Below are 19,305 nucleotides of genomic sequence, written 5' to 3' on the forward strand. Positions count from 1 at the left end.
GAAAATGGAGCGCGATCATGAGTAACCGGAAAGTAAGTCATATAGGAATTGCCGTTGTGGAATATCAGCGGCGATTCCTCGTTGGAATTCGAAATGGGGATTCGCCTCTGGCAGGCTATCATGAGTTTCCAGGCGGGAAATGCCATACCGGGGAACCATCATCAGCCTGTGCAGTCAGAGAGTGCAGGGAAGAGACCGGCCTGGATGTCATTCCGGTCCATGAACTGCTGTCGGTTCACCACAACTACGACCATGCCGAACTGGATCTGGATTTCTGGCTCTGTCGGCCTGCAGATGCCTCAGATGAATTATTCAAACAGACCCTGCATGGGTTTCACTGGATACCTGCTGAAGAACTGCCTGATTTAAGTTTTCCGGCAGCGAATTCAGAGATCGTGGAACTGCTGGTAAAACAGTTTGCTGCTGAATAATTTCGCGGCTGAAATCAATTCATTCCAGAGAGAAAACGCAGCAGCAGTCAGGCTGGAAAAGATATCAATCGATATTGATCTGATTTGACTTTCGTCACGCGTGACCTAGACTTCACCAAATATATCGCGCGACAGTTTCACTTCTCATCAGAATGCATTGACAGGTTTTCAGGGCATGGGCTATTCAATCACTCAGGCGACCCCGAGTGACGATCAGGAAGAATTAATTTCCCTGATTAATCGGAATTTTAATAAAACCAACTCCCTGTGGTTTAACTGGTCTCACCGTCAAAATCCATTCGGTGAGAACTATTGCTGGCTCGCGCATGAAGAATCAGCGGGAAAGCTGATTGGCTCAACCGGTTTGCTGGCACGTCGCATGTGTTATGACGGCAAACCATTCGCCGTTGGCCAGGCAGAATCGATCAATATCGATGTAGAACACCGCTCTGCCCAGGCTGCTTTGAAATTACAACGGGCTCTGATCGCAAACCTGCCCGAGACGGATTTCAAATTTGTGTATGGCATGACTGATACTGCAACTGCTGTATTCAAGCGTTGCCGTTATCAACAGGTGGGAACGTTTCGGCACTGGGTGAAACCGATTCGGACGGAATACAAATTCAAAGATAGAATCTCCTCACCATTACTCAGAAAAGGAGTTTCCTGTCTGTCCGATCTGGGCTTACGTCTTTATTCCCAGGAGACACGGACATTTTTGCCGCATCAGAACAAAATCAATTTTGATGCCCCGATTGATGAACGTTTCGAAGCTCTGTTTCGAGAGCATTCTGACGGCCTGGTGATGGTTGAGCGGACGCGTGAGTTTCTGGAATGGCGTTTTCGACAGGAACCCAGTACCCGTTTCCAGATCATGACTCTGGAAGACCGCAATCAGCGCCTGCTGGGATATATGGTGTTTGTGCTGGGAGAAACGGGACGCGGTGGGGATTATGCTGCGGGCATTCAGGATTTTTTCTATCGTGATCTGAAATCATTCCGACTGATGATGACCGCTTTCAGTGGTTACTGCCGTCAGATTGGGATGGAAACCATTGTGATCAGCTACTTCGGGCGAGAAGAAGTTTCGAAACTGCTGTCCCGCTTTGGTTTTTTCCAGAGGCATTCACAGACGAACGTGTTTGTGTATGCCAATCCGGCTTACCCGGACTTCTCTCTCGAGCCTTTGCTGGATCCCAATCGCTGGCATCTGACCAATGCAGAACTGCTTTCCTGAACTGGCCCTGGTTTTGCAGTTTTCTGATTCAGTTACTGCGCACCACGCTGTTGCCGATTCTGTTCCCGGGCGATTAACTCTGCTGCCGCTGACGATCCGGTATTGAAATTCGCGGTTGCAAGACTGGGAATTCCGTATCCATACCCTTTAAGGGGATTGAACCAGATTTCGCGTCCGGAGTAGGGATCCAGGCAGTAGGTGTAACCATCGATTGAGACGAAGAGTTGTTCATCATCCACCAGGATCGCCAGATAATTGGAACGTCCTTTGGGGGATTTCCAGGACCAGAGCAGAGTCCCCGTATCCCGGTTCAAAGCGACCACCCGTGAATTGAAACTGACGAACAGCAGATCGTTGATCTCCAGTTCGTTTGCGGGTTGAGCAGGATGCGCTGCATACTCATTGTCATCCAGAAAACCACCGCTCATATAGATCTGCCTGGTGTTGAACAATTGTGGATAAAAATCGACCTGATTAGACTGTGTCCAGTTTTACTGTAGCGTCTCCAGATCCATTTGGACCGAGTATATTAGATTGAGAGACGCTATAGTTAAATGTGATGCGCTCTAGAAATCGAAGGCCTGGAGCAAATGCCTTATTGGATAGGACGAATTACAGGTTTGCCGGCTGTTTTTTCTTTGTCCAGTTTTCCCGGTCCGAGCGAGGGGTCGATGGCAACGGCGCGTTCGTAATCTTCCGCTGCTTTTTCATGTTCGCCACGCTCTTTGTATGATTTCGACCGCATCAGGTAGGCTTTGGCGACGATTTCATCGATCCGCTTGGCGCGTTCGAAATCGCGCAGTGCGTGTTCCACATCTCCCTGTTTCATAAAGGCGTCGCCTCGAATGGAATATGCTTCGGGTTGAGGCTGAATTTTGATCGCCCGGGAACATTCCTGGATGCAGCGATCCAGCTTGTTTTCCTCTAAATAGAGCGCCCCGCGAATATAATAACCGCGGCCTGTATCCTGTGTGAGCTCGACGATTTTCGCATAATCCTTCATTGCCTGCTCACGCATCTCCGACGCCAGATAAAACTGAGCACGTTCCAGGATCAACTCAGTATCTTCGGGTGCTTTGGCAAGTCGTTCGTTCAATCCAGCCAGCTTCTGCAGCCAGACGATTTTTTCGGCATCCGCTTTCTCTTTCTCAGGCTGTTTTGCCAGCTGATAGACGGCCATTCGCTGCCGATAAAATTTCAGACTGTTCGGGCTGAGTTCGATGGCTTTGGAAAAATCAGCGATGGCTTTGTCGTACTCTTTACGTTTCTTCCAGACCAGGCCCCGGTTATCGTAAGCGTTCAAATATTCAGGGTTCCGCTTAAGTACTTTGTCCAGAACTTCTAATGCTTTATCCGTTTCATTCAGATTCATTAAAGCGAATCCAAGGTTGTTCATCGCATCGATACTGTCTGGTTTGATTTCCAGAACCCGTTCGAAATCGGCACGGGCTTCCTTCAGTTTACCGGTTGTCGCAAACAGGAGCCCGCGATTGTTTAACGCTGAATGGCTGTCAGGTTTGTACTCGATGGCTTTGGTGAAATCTTTTACTGCAAGTTCAGCACCACCGCGTGTCATGAAAAACAGGGCGCGTGTGTAATAGTATTGTGCGTTCTGGGGGCTCATCTCAATTGCCTTGGTCAGATCGACGATGGCATTGGCGTCCTGTTTTAGATCGGCCCAGGCACTGCCCCGATGAAAATAGTACTTGGAAACCTGGGGATTCAGTTTGATCGCCATGGTCAGTTCCTGGATCGATTCAGCCAGCTTGCCCTGTTTCTGGAATTGTATCCCGCGCAGGTAAAATTCTTCCGCCTTCTGAATTGCTGCAGCATCGAGGGTGAGCTGCGAAGGGGAAGTTGCTGCTGTGGTCGGCTTTTGCTGCTCCTTCGATTCCGGTTTCGCGGGTTCTGGTTTCGCGACCGCTGCAGTCTGAGCTGTTGTCTGGGCAGTATTCCCAGGCTTAACTGCTTGCTGTGAAGCTGGTTGCGACTCAGTACCACAACCACTGAAAAGCGATAAACCGACTAGCATCCCTGCAATCTGACGATTCATTTTTTATATCACCTACTTTGTGTATCCGCACTTTTTGCATAAAATGCAATTAATTGACCGAAGGCTTGTAAATCGACATCCAAAATCTGTCAATCCCAATTGATTTTTCGCTTTTTTCATCAATGGACGTTGAGCCCGGGATCTTTTACAATCCGGGAGCCCATTCAAAGGTCAATCAGCGGTTTTATCTTATAAGGAATAAACAACTTGCAATTACCACGTAACCCAACCAGAGAGGTGAGAATTGGTACAGTTACGATTGGAAACGCGCATCCAATCGCCGTTCAAAGTATGACTGCTACCAAGACCAGCAACATCGACGCGACCGTTGCCCAGATTCACTCGCTCGAACAGGCGGGGGCGGATATCGTGAGAATTGCCGTCGATAATAAGCGGGAAGCAGCTGCATTGATCGAAATCCGTAAGCAGACCACCGTGCCACTGACGGTCGATCTGCAGGAAAATTACCGTCTGGCGGAAGTGATTGCACCGTATGTCAACAAGCTGCGATACAACCCCGGGCATCTGTATCACCATGAGCCGGAAAAAGCCTGGCAGGAAAAAGTCCGTTTCATCGCCGAAGTCGCGAAAGACAATGACTGTGCGATCCGCGTAGGGGTGAATTGTGGATCTGTCGATCCGGCCAAGCTGGAAAAGTATGATCCGCATGATTCCATCTCACCCATGCTGGAGAGCGCACTGGATCATTGTGAATTTCTGGAATCGATTGACTTCACGCGGTTCTGCGTTTCGCTGAAAGATTCTGATCCTGCGAAAGTGATTGAAGTCAACACCCGGTTTGCTGCAAAACGACCTGACATCCCGTTGCATCTGGGGGTCACGGAAGCGGGGATGCCTCCGGATGGGGTCATTAAAACCCGAATTGCATTCGAGCAACTGGTCAGCAAAGGCATCGGGGATACGATTCGCGTCTCCCTGACTGTTCCCAATGACCGTAAAGGCGAAGAGATTGAAGCCGGGCATTCCATTCTGAATGATATTGCTGCCGGCCGCGTTCGATCTGTTGTCGATTTTGACCAGAAAGGATTGAATATCATCAGTTGTCCCAGCTGTTCCCGTGTCGAGAACGAAGTCTTTGTTGATCTGGCGGCCGATGTCAAACAGATGACCGCGTATGCCAAAGATCACAAAATCACAATTGCAGTGATGGGCTGCCGCGTGAATGGCCCGGGCGAAACAGACGACGCCGACCTGGGGCTCTGGTGCGGGCCCAATTACGTCAATCTGAAAAAGGGGAGTGAATCTCTGGGACGCTATTCTTATGATGACATACTGCCTCGACTCAAAGGCGAACTGGACGCGCTGATTGAACAGCAGTCGGCAAAGATTTAATTCACAGTTTGTAGCGCGCCTCCTATTTACCGAAACTCATTTCTCAATCAAAGGCATGGATGTAACTCATGGCCAATTCAAGTTCTTCAGGCGACCTGACCACAGCAACCATTCTGATTTTTGGTGCTTCAGGTGACCTGACAGCGCGAAAACTGATCCCTGCATTATATGATCTCTGGAGTGAAGGCTTTCTCTGTGAAGATCTGCCGATCATCGGGCTGGCACGTCGTTCTAAAACCGACGAACAGTTTCGCGATGAACAGCGTGAATCGGTGGCGCAGTTTACCCGTACGGGAACGGTCACCGATGAGAAGTGGGCCACTTTTTCCAAACGCCTCTATTATCGTGAGGTCGATATCACGGACGAAAGCGATCATGCCGCGCTGAAATCCACGATCGAAACTGTCGAACGCGAGACGGTGGGAGATGTGATTTCCAAACGGGTCGCTTATCTGGCAACAGCCCCTTCGCTGTTTTACCCAGCCGTGCAGGCGCTGTCTCGCGCAGAGATGATTCCCCGGAATACCGATGATCAATGGTTGCGGGTGGTGATCGAAAAACCGTTTGGCCACGATCTGGAGTCGGCACAGAAACTGAGTCAGGAATTGAGCGAACTCTTATCCGAAGACCAGATTTACCGCATCGATCATTATCTTGGCAAAGAGACTGTCCAGAATATTTTATTGTTCCGGTTGAGTAACTCTATTTTTGAACCACTGCTGAATCGCAATCACGTGGATCATGTCCAGATCACTGTGGCGGAATCACAGGGGATCGAACATGGGCGTGGCGGTTACTATGACCGTTCCGGTGCCTTGCGGGATGTTCTGCAGAACCATGTGCTGCAGTTGCTGTGTCTGATCGCCATGGAACCGCCGGCACTCTTCAGTGGCGAAGAAATTCGTGATGAAAAACTCAAGGTTCTCAAAACTCTGACTCCCGGATCAAAAGGACCCATTTCGGAATGGGCTGTCGCCGGTCAGTATACTGCAGGGCAGTCACAGGATCAGGCAGTTCCCGGTTATCGGGAAGAAGAACGCGTACCCGCTGATTCCCATCGAGAAACATTTGTGGCGATGGAAGTCCTGGTGGAAAACTGGCGCTGGGAAGGAGTTCCCTTTTATCTGCGAACCGGAAAACGTCTGCCTGAGCGTGTGAGTGAAATTGCAATTCAGTTCAAGCATCCCCCGATGAATCTGTTTACAACAGTAGAATGTGATGGCGATATCTGTTCGCTGGTGGAACGCAAGCCGAACGAGTTGATCTTCCGCATACAGCCGAAAGAGTCAATCTCGATGAAATTTTCGACGAAGCGACCTGGTATGCAGTATCAGATTCAGCCGGTCACGATGGACTTCGCGTTTGAAGACGCGTATCACACGAGTCTGCCTGAAGCTTACGAACGACTGCTGATGGATGTTCTGCGCGGCGATTCCACTTTGTTTACCCGTAGTGATGAACTCGAAGCAGCCTGGAAATTTGTAACGCCTGTACTGGAACAATGGGAGCGACCCGAGCATACGCCCGAACCGTATTACGCTGGTACCTGGGGACCCGCAGGAGCGATCCAGCTCTTAGAGAAATCAAAGCGACGCTGGCGGACTCCCTCCACGAGCAAGAAGCTGTAATGGAATCGGCGAAACAGTAACTGCACTGTTTAATCCGATTGATCTGGTTTCTGCTGGAAGCGGCTGCTGATGGAATTCAGCGACTTGCTTACCAGCAGAAACAGAATAATTCCAAGCAGCGCGCCGGTCGTATCGGCGATCCAGTCCTTGATGCTCGGTTCACGTTGCAGGACGGGAATGCCCTGCAGCAGTTCGTCAATGACACCAAACAGGCTGACGCCAGCAAATATCAGTAATAGACGCTTGGGTGTCAGCCTGTCCCACTTCAGTGACAGCCACCAGGTCAGTAGAAAGGCCAACCCGGCATAAGCAATGAAATGCAGAGGCACATCGGTCCCCTGGGGGATGGTTCCCTTCTTCAATGGAATATGAGTCGCCGTGAACAGAAGAATCCAGTAAAGAATCAATCCGCTGCGTATCAGTAATTGATAACGGTTCATAACATCCCTGTAAACTGGTCTGACTTGCGGTAGTCGAGTATTACGGTCTCGATTTATTCCGGAGCCGGGTATGGTGCTTTCAACCGTGCGCCTGGATGTGATTCCAGGTAGCTGGCAATGCGGTCTGTTCGCGAGAGCGCTTCGGGGATGAAATCAATCGCCTGTTCCAGACGATCATTCGGCTCGGCACAGCTGAACCGCAAAAACCCATGTCCGGCTTCTCCGAAACACTCTCCCCCCAGGCAGGCAATACCGAAGTCATCGTCAGCCCCTTCAAGCAGATACAGGGCCAGCCCATGACTGGTAATCCCAAGTTGATTGCAGACCGGAGCAACATTCACAAAAACGTAAAACGTAGCATGGGGATCAAGCGCATGAAAATTTTCGATCGCATTGAGCTTGTTGGTTAACAGGACCACTTTCTCACGGAATTTCAGCATGACTTCGTCCCGTTCGACGGAATCACAGTTGAGTGCAGCAGCACCTGCTAACTGAACAATGGGAGGCGTGCAGGAGAGGGTAGTATTTACCATTTTGCCGATGGATGTTGCGACCGCTTCAGAAGCCACACAGAAACCCAGACGCCAGCCACTCATGCTGTATGATTTACTGAAAGTGTATGCGGAGACACATTGATCCATCATCCCCGGTTGTGCAAGGATGGAGTGATGTTTACCCTGCCAGACCATATGGCAATAAGGTTCATCGCTGAACACGGCAATGTTTTTGCCGCGAATCAGATCGGCGATCGCTTTCAGATCCTCTTCCTGAATGACGCCACCAGTAGGATTGTGGGGAGAGTTGAGGAAGATTGCTTTGGGGGAAGGATCTTCTGCTAGGAATTTTTCGATGTCCGCGATATCGGGTCGGAATTCTTTCGCCTGTTTCAGATCAGACAGCACCATGCGGGCACCGCGTCGCTCGATGTTAGGCAGATACGTGGGGAAATACGGGCTGAAAACCAGCACACCATCACCGGGGTTCAGGAATGCCTCGCAGAAGAACTGCTCAAACACTTTAGCGCCGGGGCCGACTACGATGTTTTCCGGTTTTGCGTCGACATTGAATTCCCGGGAGACGAATTCGGCTGCAGCTTTGCGGAACTCGGGAATTCCCGGTGAGGCACAATAGTGTGACTGATTGTTCTGGATGGCTTCAATCCCGGAGGATTTGGCAGAGGCAGTACTGTCAAACGGACTGTCGCCGACTTCGAGTTCGACGACATCTTTACCTTCTGCCTTAAGCTGTTTGGCGACGGCCAGTACACTGAATGCGGTTTCCACGGTAAGAGACTGAGCGAAATCACTTAATGTTAGCGCCACGAAGGTATCCCCTTTAAGTTTGAAATTAGTCCAGAAGCATTCTCAATATGCATTATTATCTTTTCAGACTGGATTGATCGACCACTATTACTCTATAGCGGGAAACCGGTTTTTGAAACTGGACCAGCCCCGATTCTGTAAAACTCAGTTCATTTCGTTGAAATGGCCTGGGCCAGCGGACGCAGCACCTGATCGATCACATACTCGTTCAGCAGGCGGTCCGATTTCGCTTTCAGATCGAGCATCGTGTCTTCGAGTCTGGTGTCTGCGGACTGACTCCCGTACTGTCTGAGTGTAAAGAAAACGGTAATCTGTTCGTCGGGATATTCATCGCGTTTCACCTGGTAAGCGTTGGTGCGGGTTTCGATCAGCAGTCGTGCCTGGCAGCGACAGGAATCATCCAGGCTCAGAGTAATCGAAGGTTCGTAGTTGAGTGCCTGAGAACCGGGAATCTGCAGCAGGCTGTCAACCGCATGATTTGCGCCGAGCACTTCGGCGACCAGCGCATCGTGATTGCCTCGATAAGAAAAATCGAAACCGACGATATAATCCAGGGCTTCGCAGTCCAGTGGGCTGACAGAGAGCATGTAAGGAACCAGTTCCAGCATCAGCCGGTTCTGTTCCAGGCAGTCTTCCGGATCTTTAGGATTCAGATAACCGCTGCAGATTCGCTGAGACTCCAGGGACATCCAGCGCTGCTGACCGACTTCTTCCTTATCTTCTTCAAGGATGAATCCGCCTTCGCCGCGATTGTAGAAATTCCGCATGCTGGGAAACGATTTCTGGACCCGTTCAAAAAAATTCAAAACTGTTTCCCGGGAGGAAGGCAGTGTCATTTCTGTGCACAGGTTTAAGTTGATGAAATAATCATCTGACAGCATGCTGTAAGGATGCATATTCTCTCGATCATCATATAATTGAGACTGACGACTCGGGCAAGAAGGAGTCAGTCGAGATTCGTTTGTGAAACTTATTCTATCGGAGAATTTAAGATGGGTCAAAGAACTGTTTCTCGAAAGAGCGTTGTTCCGGAAACAGAACATTTAACCACTTCTTCTTCCGAAATGGCCTCCTGCTGGTCGCTGTTTCAGACGGAAATCGGCTGGTGTGGTCTGCAGGGGAGGGATGAGACTGTAGAACGCTTCCTGATGGGATTGCCTCGTCGCTCTGATCTGCTGCATCTAATTGAGTCCGAGGCAGCTGTGGAGGGACCCGTTTCTGCGAATCAGATTATCGAGACAAACTGGTATCCGGAACTGCAGGAACGGCTGCAGGATTATTTCCAGGGAGCCCAGGTAGAATTTCGGGATGTCAAACTGAAATTGACAAAGATGACGCCATTTCAAGCTCGCGTCATTCACGCGCTGCAGCAGATTGGCTATGGCGGTCAGATTACTTACGGCGAACTTGCGGAGCAGGCAGGATCGCCGCGTGCAGCGCGAGCGGTGGGTACCGTGATGGCTTCGAATCGAATTCCGATTCTGATTCCCTGCCATCGCGTGATCGCATCCGGAGGAAAGCTGGGTGGCTTCTCAGCACCACAGGGAACTTCGCTTAAAGAACATCTGCTGATGCTGGAATCACGGGCGCAGTTCTGATCAGACTCCTGTCAGAATTGAGTCAGGCTCTTTATGCCGACTTACGTGACACCGGATCTGCTGTCCTGGGAGGTGGTGTTGATGGAGTACGTCGTTTGCGTTGTTGAGACTGCTGTTGTTCCAGCATCGCCTGTTCAAACAGAAAAATGCGTTTCCCCAGGCGATCAATCCGGCGGCTGACAGAAATGGTTGTCTGTTCCATGCCTGCAGATACGAGTGTGATGACTCCCAGGAACAGCAGCATCTGCCCAGCCGTACTGATGAGCCAGCCTGTGGAAGCATAGTTAGCAGGTCCGCCATAATAGCCCCACAAGACCAGCGTTGTACCAATCGTTAAAACGGCAACACCACCATAGGCCATCAATTGTCCCACCAGTCCCAGCCAGTTGGGTTTCTGATCATCTTCTTCAATCAGATCCTGAATATCACGATACTCGGAATGTAATCGGGGGACGATTGTTTCTTCGAAGTCGTCTTCATATTCCGGTTCTGGCGCTTCATAAGCATAAGTCTCTTCCACTGCAGTATCTGAATCAAAATTTGGATTGCTTCTCTGCAGAGCATGCGCTGGTTCCGTGGTTGATTTCTGAACTGGTTGTGGCAGGGGTTCCGTACGCTGTGGTTCAGGTTGTTGAAACAGGGAAGCGGAACTTTGCGCGCGAGATTCGGATCGGGTAATAGGACCGTATGGGTCCAGGATTTCACGATTCGACCAACGAGCCAGAAGTTCGCGCGCTTCTTTGGTTTTATCACTGATGCGTGCCGCAGCCGTTGTTCCAAGATCGCTCCCGCACGTAGCACATTGTACTCGTTTGGAGTCGGACGAAACTTCTGCAGCCACATCGGACTGGCAACTTGTGCACCACATAAGGCACCTGGTTTGTTATAACTTAAGAATTAGAGAGGACTTGAGAAATGTCTGGATCTGATTTTGAATTGGAGAGAGGCCCTGATTATCAATACTTGGCCATTTGATGCAATACCGCTTTATGCGCCAGAGTTTGCTTCGCAGGCACGCTTGTAGAATCACGAAAATAATTCGTGACTGTGAAGTACACCACAGAATGTACCCCAGGTCGTCGCAATACTGTGACTGTTCTGATTCATCAGCCATGGATATGGATCAGTGTGCGTCAGGGAATCTGATCGAGGTTGACGGACTGAATGTTCGCAGCACGAATTCCCTTCAGGAAAATAGAGAGTCAATGTTTCAGGAGATGCAGATGAATTTATTTCGTTTTGTCATGACAGCAGCGGTACTGGTATCCGTAGTCTGTCTCAGTGGTGCTGTGAATGCTGCAGAAAGCGGTCAGAAAAAACAGGCCCCTTTAGCCCTTGATGGAAAATGTGCGGTCTGTCTGGTGAATGGAAAGAAAGTAGTTGCTGGAAAGCCGGAGTTTGCCGTCGTCTATGATGGTCAGACCTATCTGTTTCCATCAGAAGCAGTAAAACAGAAATTTGAAGAGGCTCCGGAAAAATATGTTCCCGCATTGAAAGGAGACTGTACCGTCTGCTTTGCTCATCATGATGGATTGCGGAACCCGGGCAAGATTGATCATATCAGTTTTTATGAAGGACGCGTTTTTCTGTTTCCGAATGAGAGTATCAAAGCCGTTTTTGATAAATCACCCGCAGAATATGCTGACGTCGATCTGGCCTGCGACGGAAAATGTATCGTCTGTAAAGTTGATGGCGGGAAGGACGTACCTGGAAAACCGGAGTTTACGGCCATCTACCAGGGACTGCGATATCAGTTCCCCAGCGAGGCTGTCATGCAGAAATTCCAGAAAGCTCCTGCTGAATATGTCGCCGGCTTAACTGCGAAGCAGGCTGCTGTCAGCAGTTCGCCTGCTGCATCTGAGCTGGTTTCCATCAGCGGGACCACCGGTTGTGCCGCCTGTGAATTTGGCGTGCATCCCAAACAGAATCCGGATGAATTAGGTCTGGCTGTCAAAAGCGATGACGGAAAAATTTATGTCATTGAAGGAGCACATGCTTCCCATCCGGATTTATACAAATCCCGGTTTCAGAGCTTAAAGGTCAGCGTGAAAGGCAAACAGATTGCTCACAAAGGAAAGTTTGTCTGGCTGGAACCCCAGTCGATTGAAAACGTGAAGTAACCAGAATTGAAGTAAAACAGCCTGTTACCGCAAGCGATAACAGGCTGTTGATGAAATTTGATACGACACCTGGCAGCGATTCTGTTCCTCTCCCTTCCAACCAGAGTTGAGGATGGCTGTCAGGTGGTTTTCTTTATTTCTTGATCAGGTAGTAACCTGGATTGGCAGTAAATTTATCGCGTTCTGATTCTGAGGTGAAGAATACCAGCCGTTCACGATACACGCCTCCCGCGTAGGGATCTCCTTCTACAGACTGATTGCGTTCCAGTTGTGAGACGCGACACTTGCCTTCGAAGGCAGGCCAGTAGTGCTCAGGAGCTGCATCAAATTTCTGCTTGTGCTCTTGCGAAGCGAAGCAGACTGTCTGGTTTCGATAGTTCGATGTAAATTCGGGTTTTCCTTCAGACAGTTCCTGATCATCCAGCATGCTTACCAGACAGATACCCTTGAAGGCGAATTCAGGGGCGACCTGTTTCTGACTCATTTTCTGAATCGCCTGCTGTTTCCGGGCAGGCGCTGCCTGTTCGTGATTTACCAGGCAAATTTTGCTGAGATGTCCCTGCATTTCCGGAGCAGCGACATAACCGGAAATCTTTTTCACAATTTTCAGTTCTGGAGTAATGATGACTGTCGTAGGCAGCCCGGCAACGCCAATCGCTTCAACCAGCTCAGAGTTTTCGTCTGCATCCACACGAATGGGAACAAAGCAGGAGTTTACGTGTTTGATGACTTTCGGGTCTTTGTATGTTTCCCGATCCATTTTATGGCAGAATCCACACCATGAAGCACCAATTTGGATCAACATGGCTTTGTCTTCAGCACGGGCCTGTTGTGCGGCCTGCTTCAGATTGGTTTGCCATTTGATCTCTTCTGCATGTGTGGTGACAGAAAATAAAGGAAGAGTGACTAAACTAAGCGAAAATAAAATTAAGTGCCCGGCACGCATAATGGTTCCTTATGATAAATATCCAGAAGTCCTACACGCTTTACATATCGGTAATATTTGATGGTCTAATCAGTTTGCAGGATTATTCTGGTTCAGATTTTTGTAATTGATTTAGGGTTTATGACGATTTCTGATTTCCGTTAGAGCTTGGATGTTTTGCAGTCTGTCTAACTTCTCTGAGTTGACAGAGAAGGGGAGTCGATTGCTGTCAAACACTGTCTTGACCTACAGTCAGAGTTGAAAAGGATGCTCCATAAGAGCCCCGAAACTTAAGCAAAATTTGTCGCTTTCTCTGGTGGAGAAACACGATGCGGGATTAACAGGGAATGAATTCGTGAATAGTCTGAACTTGTATTTGAGAGCAGACCAGTTCGATTATGGGTTGGTGTAAGTGCTTATATTGTTTGAGTTTATTAGAACCAGTCTGGCTCAGATAAAACGCCAGACTCAGGGCTTATACTTTATACGTCAATTATTCTGATTTAATTGGCTTTTTATGTCTTTTTTCATTCGGAAACAGGACCGGTTCAAAGAGTTTTCATGAAGGCACACTGTCTCCACATCGTTCAAAAAATTGCAGTTTCCATTTGATACCATTACTTCTGAAACGTGAAATCAGAAATACGAAGATCTCGTTGTTCTTAGTGAGAATCAGAAGTTCTGTTTACCTGAAACAGGTATCGAACGTTTCGGAAATTGAAATTGTGAGATGGATTACATGAGCCTGAAAGAGTCTTGAATTAATCTGACCTCATTCAGGAAACGCAGCGGAAATATAGTCAAAAATCCATGATTCCGTTGTGTAAAAGAAGTTCAAAAAATGATTGAAAACCAGGTTCCTCAGTTTAATTCTGAGTTCAAATGTGAGATAACTCACAGAACGGGTGTAGAACTCGGTTTAGTCTGAGCATTCGGTTTGATATCACATCTTTTTGCCATATAGAAACTTCGAGGTAATACATGAAACGTCCAGAAATGAATCGACGCGATTTTAATCGACTGACCATTGCTGCATTTGGTGGAGTGGTTGCTGGTTCCATGACAGGCTGTCAGCCTGCGACTCCGCCTGCTCCGGCCACTGATCCTGAAGCGGGCAGCACAACTGCCGATGGTCATGACGGTCATGATCATGCTGCTGAAGGAGGAGCTGAAACTGGCGATAAAGATGTCAGCCTGTTGATGACGGAACCTCATGTCTGTCGTGGATTGAATACCTGCAAAGGGAAACATGCGGGAATTGAAAATGAATGTGCCGGTCTGGGGGCCTGTGCTTCTGTAGCAGAACACAGTTGTTCTGGCGAAAACGAATGCAAAGGCCAGGGAGGTTGCGGCAGCAATCCTGGCATGAATTCATGTAAAGGTAAAGGGGGATGCCACATTCCTCTGATGCCGGATGCCTGGAAGCTCGCACGAGCAGAATTTGAAAAAGCAATGGAGAAAGCGGGTAAGAAAGTCGGACCTGCCCCGGAACCCAAGAAAAATTAGGGTCATTTCTCAGACATGGAAGTCGGGCTCCTTTTCAATTGATTGTCAAGGAGCCCGCTTCGTATCATGACCTGAGGTAAATGCACTGCTTTGTAATTTCTCTCGAGGCACGAAAGTAGAGACAAATGCGGAAACCGCGTCTGGGACATGAGAATCTGGGTTTGGGAGTCGGGCTGCGAACGGTTCACTTCTCTCACATTCTGGAACATCAGCCGGATGTCGACTGGTTCGAGATCATTTCAGAAAACTTCATGGATTCAAACGGTCGCCCGCGTGCCGTACTCGAACAGATTGCGGAACGCTATCCGATCGTCATGCATGGCGTCTCACTGTCGATAGGCAGTACGGACCCACTGAACCGTGACTATCTGCAAAAACTGAAACGGCTGGCAGAAGGGATTAACGCACGCTGGATTTCCGACCACGTCTGCTGGACCGGTGTGGCCGGCCGTAATTCACACGATCTGCTGCCTATTCCTTATAATGAAGCGACGCTTTCGCATCTGGTCGAACGGATCGGGATCGTACAAGACATCCTCGAACGACCACTGGTCCTGGAGAACCCCAGCAGCTACCTCGAATTTCAAGATTCCACAATGAGTGAATCTGAATTCGTCTGTCGGATGGCGGAAGAAGCAGACTGTGGACTACTGCTGGACGTCAATAATGTCTATGTTTCCAGTGTGAATCATGAATTTGATCCCGTCGCTTATGTGGAGGCGATTCCAGCCGAACGCGTTGTGCAATGTCATCTGGCCGGGCACACCAACTGTGGTACGCATCTGATCGATACGCATGACGGGCATGTGGTTGACCCGGTCTGGAATCTGTTCCGGTTACTGCACCAGCGCACTGGCGGAGTCGCGACTTTGCTGGAATGGGATGCAGAGATCCCACCGTTCCCTGTCGTGCATCAGGAAGTGTTGAAAGCCCGTCAGTACATGGATGAAAATCTCCCTGTGCCAAACGAAGTGGATACAGAAGCAGAGACTGTTCACGTCGATTCGCGAGCCATTCCACATCCCGCTTCGTTCATCGTGGCGGACTTCGAATGAACCCGAAGCAACGTAAACTGGATCAGATTCAGCGCTGGATGCAGACCGTGATCAGCGATCCTGGTGGCGTCGAAGCGGGAATTGCTTCAGATGAGGCACAACGCGAGATCCCGCTGGGCAACGATCAACTGGAATCGGTGATTACCCGATCCAGTCAGCAAACGAGTCACGAGCGCATCGGCATTTATGCCAACGCCTACTACGCGCGTCTGCTGGAATGCCTCAGTGAAGAATATGCGGCCCTGGTGACAGCGATGGGGACCGCTGCCTTCGGCGCATTCAGTCTGCAATATCTGCAAAAATATCCTCCTGCCAGTTATACACTCGGGGAACTGGGGGCCCGGTTTCCCCGATTCCTGCAGGAGAGTCGACCCGAACCGGAAACGAATGCAGACACACCTGACTGGACCGATTTTCTGATCGAACTGGCGACACTGGAACGCGTCTACAGTGAAGTATTCGATGGGCCAGGAATCGAAAAGCAGGAACTACTGATAACGGAGACTCTGAACACGATCTCTCCGGAAGAATGGCCCGATCTGGCCTTACAGATGGCTCCCTGTTTTCGGCTGATGGAATTTCAGTTCCCAGTACAGGAATATATCTCCAGCACAAAACGTGGAGAGATTCCAGACATCCCCGCAGCCCAAACTACCCGCCTGGCAATCACCCGTCGCAATTATATCGTGCGTCGTGCTTCGATTTCAGAGGCAGAGCATTTTCTGCTTTCCCGACTGCAACAGGGGCAAAAAGTTGGGGATGCGATCAACGAATTCGCGGAAGCAGGACTCATGCAGCCGGAACAACTGGCAGGACAACTGCATGTCTGGTTCAAGCACTGGACCGAGTCTGCCTATTTCATCGGTGTCATACGTAGCAAACGCTGAAAGCAGCGGTAACGTCAGGCTACTCTGTTAGTTACAGCGGTAATTGCTTTCGACCACATTGCATGTCGGCTGAGAAAGCGGTCTGTTTGAGGTTGAAATCCCGGATCTTCATTTTTTGGTCAAAATCGTGTCTGTTGCGCAAAATAGATAAACTGGATTAACAGGGTTGAGGCTGCGTCCCGGGTTTAGGAGAAATAAGGAGTATTTTCTCATTTCTGACTACTTGAATTCAAGTTTTCCGGTCACTGTTTGAGCACCACTCAAAGCACCAGTACTCCCCGCATTGACACAAAAAGGGCTCGGAATTACAGTCCCGACTTAAAGTTTCTATCATCCAGAATCAAATAATTCTGTTTCTATTATTCATATGAGTTGATCTGCAGGTTGGCTGTCAGGGAGGGCAGCAATATGAAGGGCATCATAATGTGTTGCGTCGCGATGTTGCCGGCCTTTGAAATCTCAGGATGCACTCAACGGAACTCCTTACCTCCCGTGGCGATTAATTCTCCAACACCGGCTCCCCAGTATTCACCTCAGGTCGCCAAACCAGCGCCTGGTGCCCCGTTATTTACGACGCCTCCAACGATTGCGGTTCAACCACTGGAGATCGAACCGCAGAATCCCTGGAAACCCGAGGCGGAAGTGCGCGACTGGGAATACATTGTGATTCACCATACTGCCTCTTCAACGGGAAGTGTGGAAAGTATCCATGAGCTGCACAGTAAGAAAAAAGACAAATCGGGTAACTCCTGGCTGGGAATTGGGTATCATTTTGTGATTGGTAACGGGAACGGCATGCCCGACGGCGCAATCGAATCCACGTTCCGCTGGCGCGAGCAGATGCATGGTGCTCATGCCGGGAATACCAAGTATAATCAGCACGGGATCGGAATCTGTCTGGTTGGGAACTTCGAGAATGAACCCCCTACCGACGCACAGCTGGCAGCTGTGAAGAAACTGGTGGGAGTTCTCAAAGCGGAATACAACATTAACAGTGATCACGTACAGGGACACCGCGATGTCAAAGCGACTGCCTGTCCGGGTAAATACTTCCCGATGAACGAAGTGGCTTCAGCCATTGATCTTCCCGTTTATGGTGCAACTGAACCTGCCGGAAAGACTCCTGCCTCAAAAATGGAACTGGCCACCCGGAAATAAAACCATAACTTCCCCCACATTTAAGACTACCCCCTGATTTACTCTTCGAAAGCAGACTGACAATGGATTTTACGCAGCGTCTTAAATGGATTGAACAGGTATTAAATGCAGAGCAAACCGAGAATCTGCATTCACCAGCTGAAAATCGGTTCCTGGGAATGCAGGAGAATGCCGAACTACAGGTAAACCTGCCCCTCAAACATATTTCACTGTTTCGACCTGAGCATTATGAACCGGGGTATGCCTATCCCCTGGTGATCTGGCTGCATGCGGATGGGGGTTCCGAACACGACCTGCATCAGATCATGCCACAAATCAGCCTGCGAAATTATCTCGGGCTCTCCTTCCGTGCGCCTGCGATCGATCCTGCAGTACCGGAAAACGGGTATCACTGGCCCGACAGTCATCTGTTTACCGCTCAGTTCATGGAAAGTATTCAGAAAACGATTCTCGAACTGAGAAAAGTGCTGAATATTCATGAGGACCGGATCTATCTGGCAGGGACGGGCAGTGGTTGTTCGATTGCCACAAAGCTGTTACTGAAAGCACCTCGCCTTTTTGCGGGCGCTGCATTGTTAAATGGGAGTTTCAGTGACAAAGATTTCCAGAAAACATCCGGCACCAGTCTGAAGGGAAATCGGGTCTTGCTCGACCGTCGTTCTTCAAATCATGCCGACAGCAAGCACTCTGCACAGTGGTTGAGCCGTATGTGGGAAACCACGGGGGCAGACATTCAAACAGTCAACTCTCTGAAACCGGAAGCCACTCAGGATATTGAGTTGTTCCGAATTCTGGACCGCTGGATTATGGAAGGTATTTCCACAGCCTGGCTGGTTTAACGACTGAATCAACGAGAATTCGTGTTCTGATACACGTGATCAGGTTGAATTACGACGATTAATCCGTTTATGCAGAAGTTTCCTGTTGTGACGCCGCTCTCCAGGCCGATGAATACAGTGGAGTCCTGTGGTTCAGGAATTCCCTCTGTTGATATTCCAAAGACAGTCCAGGCTGGACTGATCGCTTTATTCTACTGACTGGCAAGGAGAGAACTATGATGGTGCGGCGTCTCATGCTCGCAGGGTTGTTCCTGTTTGTGGTTGGGTTGGCCACGTCTACATTTTCGCCTTCCGATGCTATGGCGGCTGGTCGTGGACAACCAACTGACTGGAATCGTTTCTACCACTACCCCTATGTGTATTATCCCCAGAACTTCCAGAGACCACAGGGTAGTTACGATAACCTTTACTACCGCTATCCCGAAAACATGAGAATTCCTGTCTACAACAAAGACTGGCATAATTTCTATCCCAGTGATCGTCCCTACCATAAAGGCAATCACTTTTATCTGGACGTCTTTTAAGAATCACCAGCAGGCTTGTACTGGCCTGCCTGAAATAAAGGATCTCGCATAGGATCCTTTCGGGCCTCCTGAATGAATACACGCTTTTGGTTTAAAAGTGTGTCTCCAATTGAGTGCTGGTTGCCAGTGTGCAACAATTCAGCCTGCGAAATCTTTCGCAGGCTTTTTTTATTTCCCCGCCAGGATCCTGAAATACTCTGATTTCTGCTTTTCAGAACGACAGGTCACT

19 protein-coding genes are annotated in these 19,305 nt (G+C 49.4%); 12 read left to right on the forward strand and 7 right to left on the reverse strand.

All coding sequences use genetic code 11. The annotated features are described in order from the left end of the window. Positions 1-17: 17 nt before the first annotated feature. Positions 18-431 carry a (deoxy)nucleoside triphosphate pyrophosphohydrolase gene (locus tag ACN0YN_RS08500; protein WP_417384572.1) on the forward strand — a complete coding sequence of 138 codons (414 nt, stop codon included), beginning with the start codon at positions 18-20 and terminating at the stop codon, positions 429-431. A 175-nt stretch (positions 432-606) separates the two neighbouring features. After that, a complete protein-coding gene (locus ACN0YN_RS08505; RefSeq protein WP_417384573.1) occupies positions 607-1,668 on the forward strand; it encodes a hypothetical protein in 1,062 nt (353 codons plus the stop codon). A gap of 32 nt (positions 1,669-1,700) precedes the next feature. On the opposite strand, the gene ACN0YN_RS08510 is transcribed toward ACN0YN_RS08505, so the two are convergent. After that, on the reverse strand, positions 1,701-2,096 hold the full coding sequence (locus ACN0YN_RS08510) for a PQQ-binding-like beta-propeller repeat protein (RefSeq protein ID WP_417384574.1): 396 nt from the start codon (positions 2,094-2,096) through the stop codon (positions 1,701-1,703). A 167-nt stretch (positions 2,097-2,263) separates the two neighbouring features. Then, positions 2,264-3,721, reverse strand: a complete 1,458-nt coding sequence (locus ACN0YN_RS08515) for a tetratricopeptide repeat protein (protein WP_417384575.1) — start codon at positions 3,719-3,721, stop codon at positions 2,264-2,266. Positions 3,722-3,928: 207 nt separating this feature from the next. Between ACN0YN_RS08515 and ispG the strand changes: the two genes are divergently transcribed. Continuing rightward, a complete protein-coding gene (ispG, locus tag ACN0YN_RS08520) occupies positions 3,929-5,074 on the forward strand; it encodes a (E)-4-hydroxy-3-methylbut-2-enyl-diphosphate synthase (protein ID WP_417384576.1) in 1,146 nt (381 codons plus the stop codon). A gap of 68 nt (positions 5,075-5,142) precedes the next feature. After that, the gene (gene zwf / locus ACN0YN_RS08525; protein WP_417384577.1) at positions 5,143-6,702 is read left to right on the forward strand and encodes a glucose-6-phosphate dehydrogenase; all 1,560 of its coding nucleotides are present in this window, start codon (positions 5,143-5,145) and stop codon (positions 6,700-6,702) included. 29 nt (positions 6,703-6,731) lie between these two features. On the opposite strand, the gene ACN0YN_RS08530 is transcribed toward zwf, so the two are convergent. The 3 genes from ACN0YN_RS08530 to ACN0YN_RS08540 form a co-directional block, all read right to left on the reverse strand. Beyond that, on the reverse strand, positions 6,732-7,142 hold the full coding sequence (locus tag ACN0YN_RS08530) for a VanZ family protein (RefSeq protein WP_417384578.1): 411 nt from the start codon (positions 7,140-7,142) through the stop codon (positions 6,732-6,734). 53 nt (positions 7,143-7,195) lie between these two features. After that, complete coding sequence (locus ACN0YN_RS08535; protein ID WP_417384579.1) at positions 7,196-8,464, reverse strand: pyridoxal phosphate-dependent aminotransferase; 1,269 nt, start codon at positions 8,462-8,464, stop codon at positions 7,196-7,198. A 149-nt stretch (positions 8,465-8,613) separates the two neighbouring features. After that, on the reverse strand, positions 8,614-9,270 hold the full coding sequence (locus ACN0YN_RS08540; RefSeq protein WP_417384580.1) for a hypothetical protein: 657 nt from the start codon (positions 9,268-9,270) through the stop codon (positions 8,614-8,616). Between the two features lie 186 nt (positions 9,271-9,456). Here ACN0YN_RS08540 and ACN0YN_RS08545 point away from each other — a divergent pair, with 186 nt between their 5' ends. Beyond that, the gene (locus tag ACN0YN_RS08545) at positions 9,457-10,062 is read left to right on the forward strand and encodes a methylated-DNA--[protein]-cysteine S-methyltransferase (protein ID WP_417384581.1); all 606 of its coding nucleotides are present in this window, start codon (positions 9,457-9,459) and stop codon (positions 10,060-10,062) included. A 31-nt stretch (positions 10,063-10,093) separates the two neighbouring features. On the opposite strand, the gene ACN0YN_RS08550 is transcribed toward ACN0YN_RS08545, so the two are convergent. Next, the gene (locus ACN0YN_RS08550; protein ID WP_417384582.1) at positions 10,094-10,930 is read right to left on the reverse strand and encodes a hypothetical protein; all 837 of its coding nucleotides are present in this window, start codon (positions 10,928-10,930) and stop codon (positions 10,094-10,096) included. 355 nt (positions 10,931-11,285) lie between these two features. Between ACN0YN_RS08550 and ACN0YN_RS08555 the strand changes: the two genes are divergently transcribed. After that, positions 11,286-12,182 carry a YHS domain-containing protein gene (locus ACN0YN_RS08555; RefSeq protein ID WP_417384583.1) on the forward strand — a complete coding sequence of 299 codons (897 nt, stop codon included), beginning with the start codon at positions 11,286-11,288 and terminating at the stop codon, positions 12,180-12,182. A 133-nt stretch (positions 12,183-12,315) separates the two neighbouring features. Here the strand turns inward: ACN0YN_RS08555 and ACN0YN_RS08560 are convergent, their stop codons facing one another. After that, positions 12,316-13,128, reverse strand: coding sequence for a DUF255 domain-containing protein (locus ACN0YN_RS08560; protein WP_417384584.1), 813 nt, complete (start codon positions 13,126-13,128; stop codon positions 12,316-12,318). Between the two features lie 960 nt (positions 13,129-14,088). Here ACN0YN_RS08560 and ACN0YN_RS08565 point away from each other — a divergent pair. The 6 genes from ACN0YN_RS08565 to ACN0YN_RS08590 all read left to right on the forward strand — a co-directional run bounded on the left by ACN0YN_RS08565 (position 14,089) and on the right by ACN0YN_RS08590 (position 19,076). Further along, positions 14,089-14,613 (forward strand): hypothetical protein, encoded by a 525-nt coding sequence (locus tag ACN0YN_RS08565; RefSeq protein WP_417384585.1) that lies wholly within the window; start codon positions 14,089-14,091, stop codon positions 14,611-14,613. Between the two features lie 125 nt (positions 14,614-14,738). Further along, entirely contained in the window at positions 14,739-15,668 is a 930-nt protein-coding gene (locus tag ACN0YN_RS08570; protein WP_417384586.1) for a DUF692 domain-containing protein, read from the forward strand. Next, on the forward strand, positions 15,665-16,555 hold the full coding sequence (locus tag ACN0YN_RS08575) for a DNA-binding domain-containing protein (protein ID WP_417384587.1): 891 nt from the start codon (positions 15,665-15,667) through the stop codon (positions 16,553-16,555). Before ACN0YN_RS08570 ends, ACN0YN_RS08575 begins: the two co-directional genes overlap by 4 nt. 408 nt (positions 16,556-16,963) lie before the next feature. Beyond that, on the forward strand, positions 16,964-17,713 hold the full coding sequence (locus ACN0YN_RS08580; protein WP_417384588.1) for a peptidoglycan recognition family protein: 750 nt from the start codon (positions 16,964-16,966) through the stop codon (positions 17,711-17,713). Between the two features lie 62 nt (positions 17,714-17,775). Continuing rightward, positions 17,776-18,552, forward strand: coding sequence for an alpha/beta hydrolase (locus tag ACN0YN_RS08585; RefSeq protein ID WP_417384589.1), 777 nt, complete (start codon positions 17,776-17,778; stop codon positions 18,550-18,552). Between the two features lie 218 nt (positions 18,553-18,770). Further along, entirely contained in the window at positions 18,771-19,076 is a 306-nt protein-coding gene (locus ACN0YN_RS08590) for a hypothetical protein (protein ID WP_417384996.1), read from the forward strand. Positions 19,077-19,305: the final 229 nt, after the last annotated feature.

The organism is Gimesia sp., from assembly GCF_048260065.1.
Lineage (GTDB): Bacteria > Planctomycetota > Planctomycetia > Planctomycetales > Planctomycetaceae > Gimesia.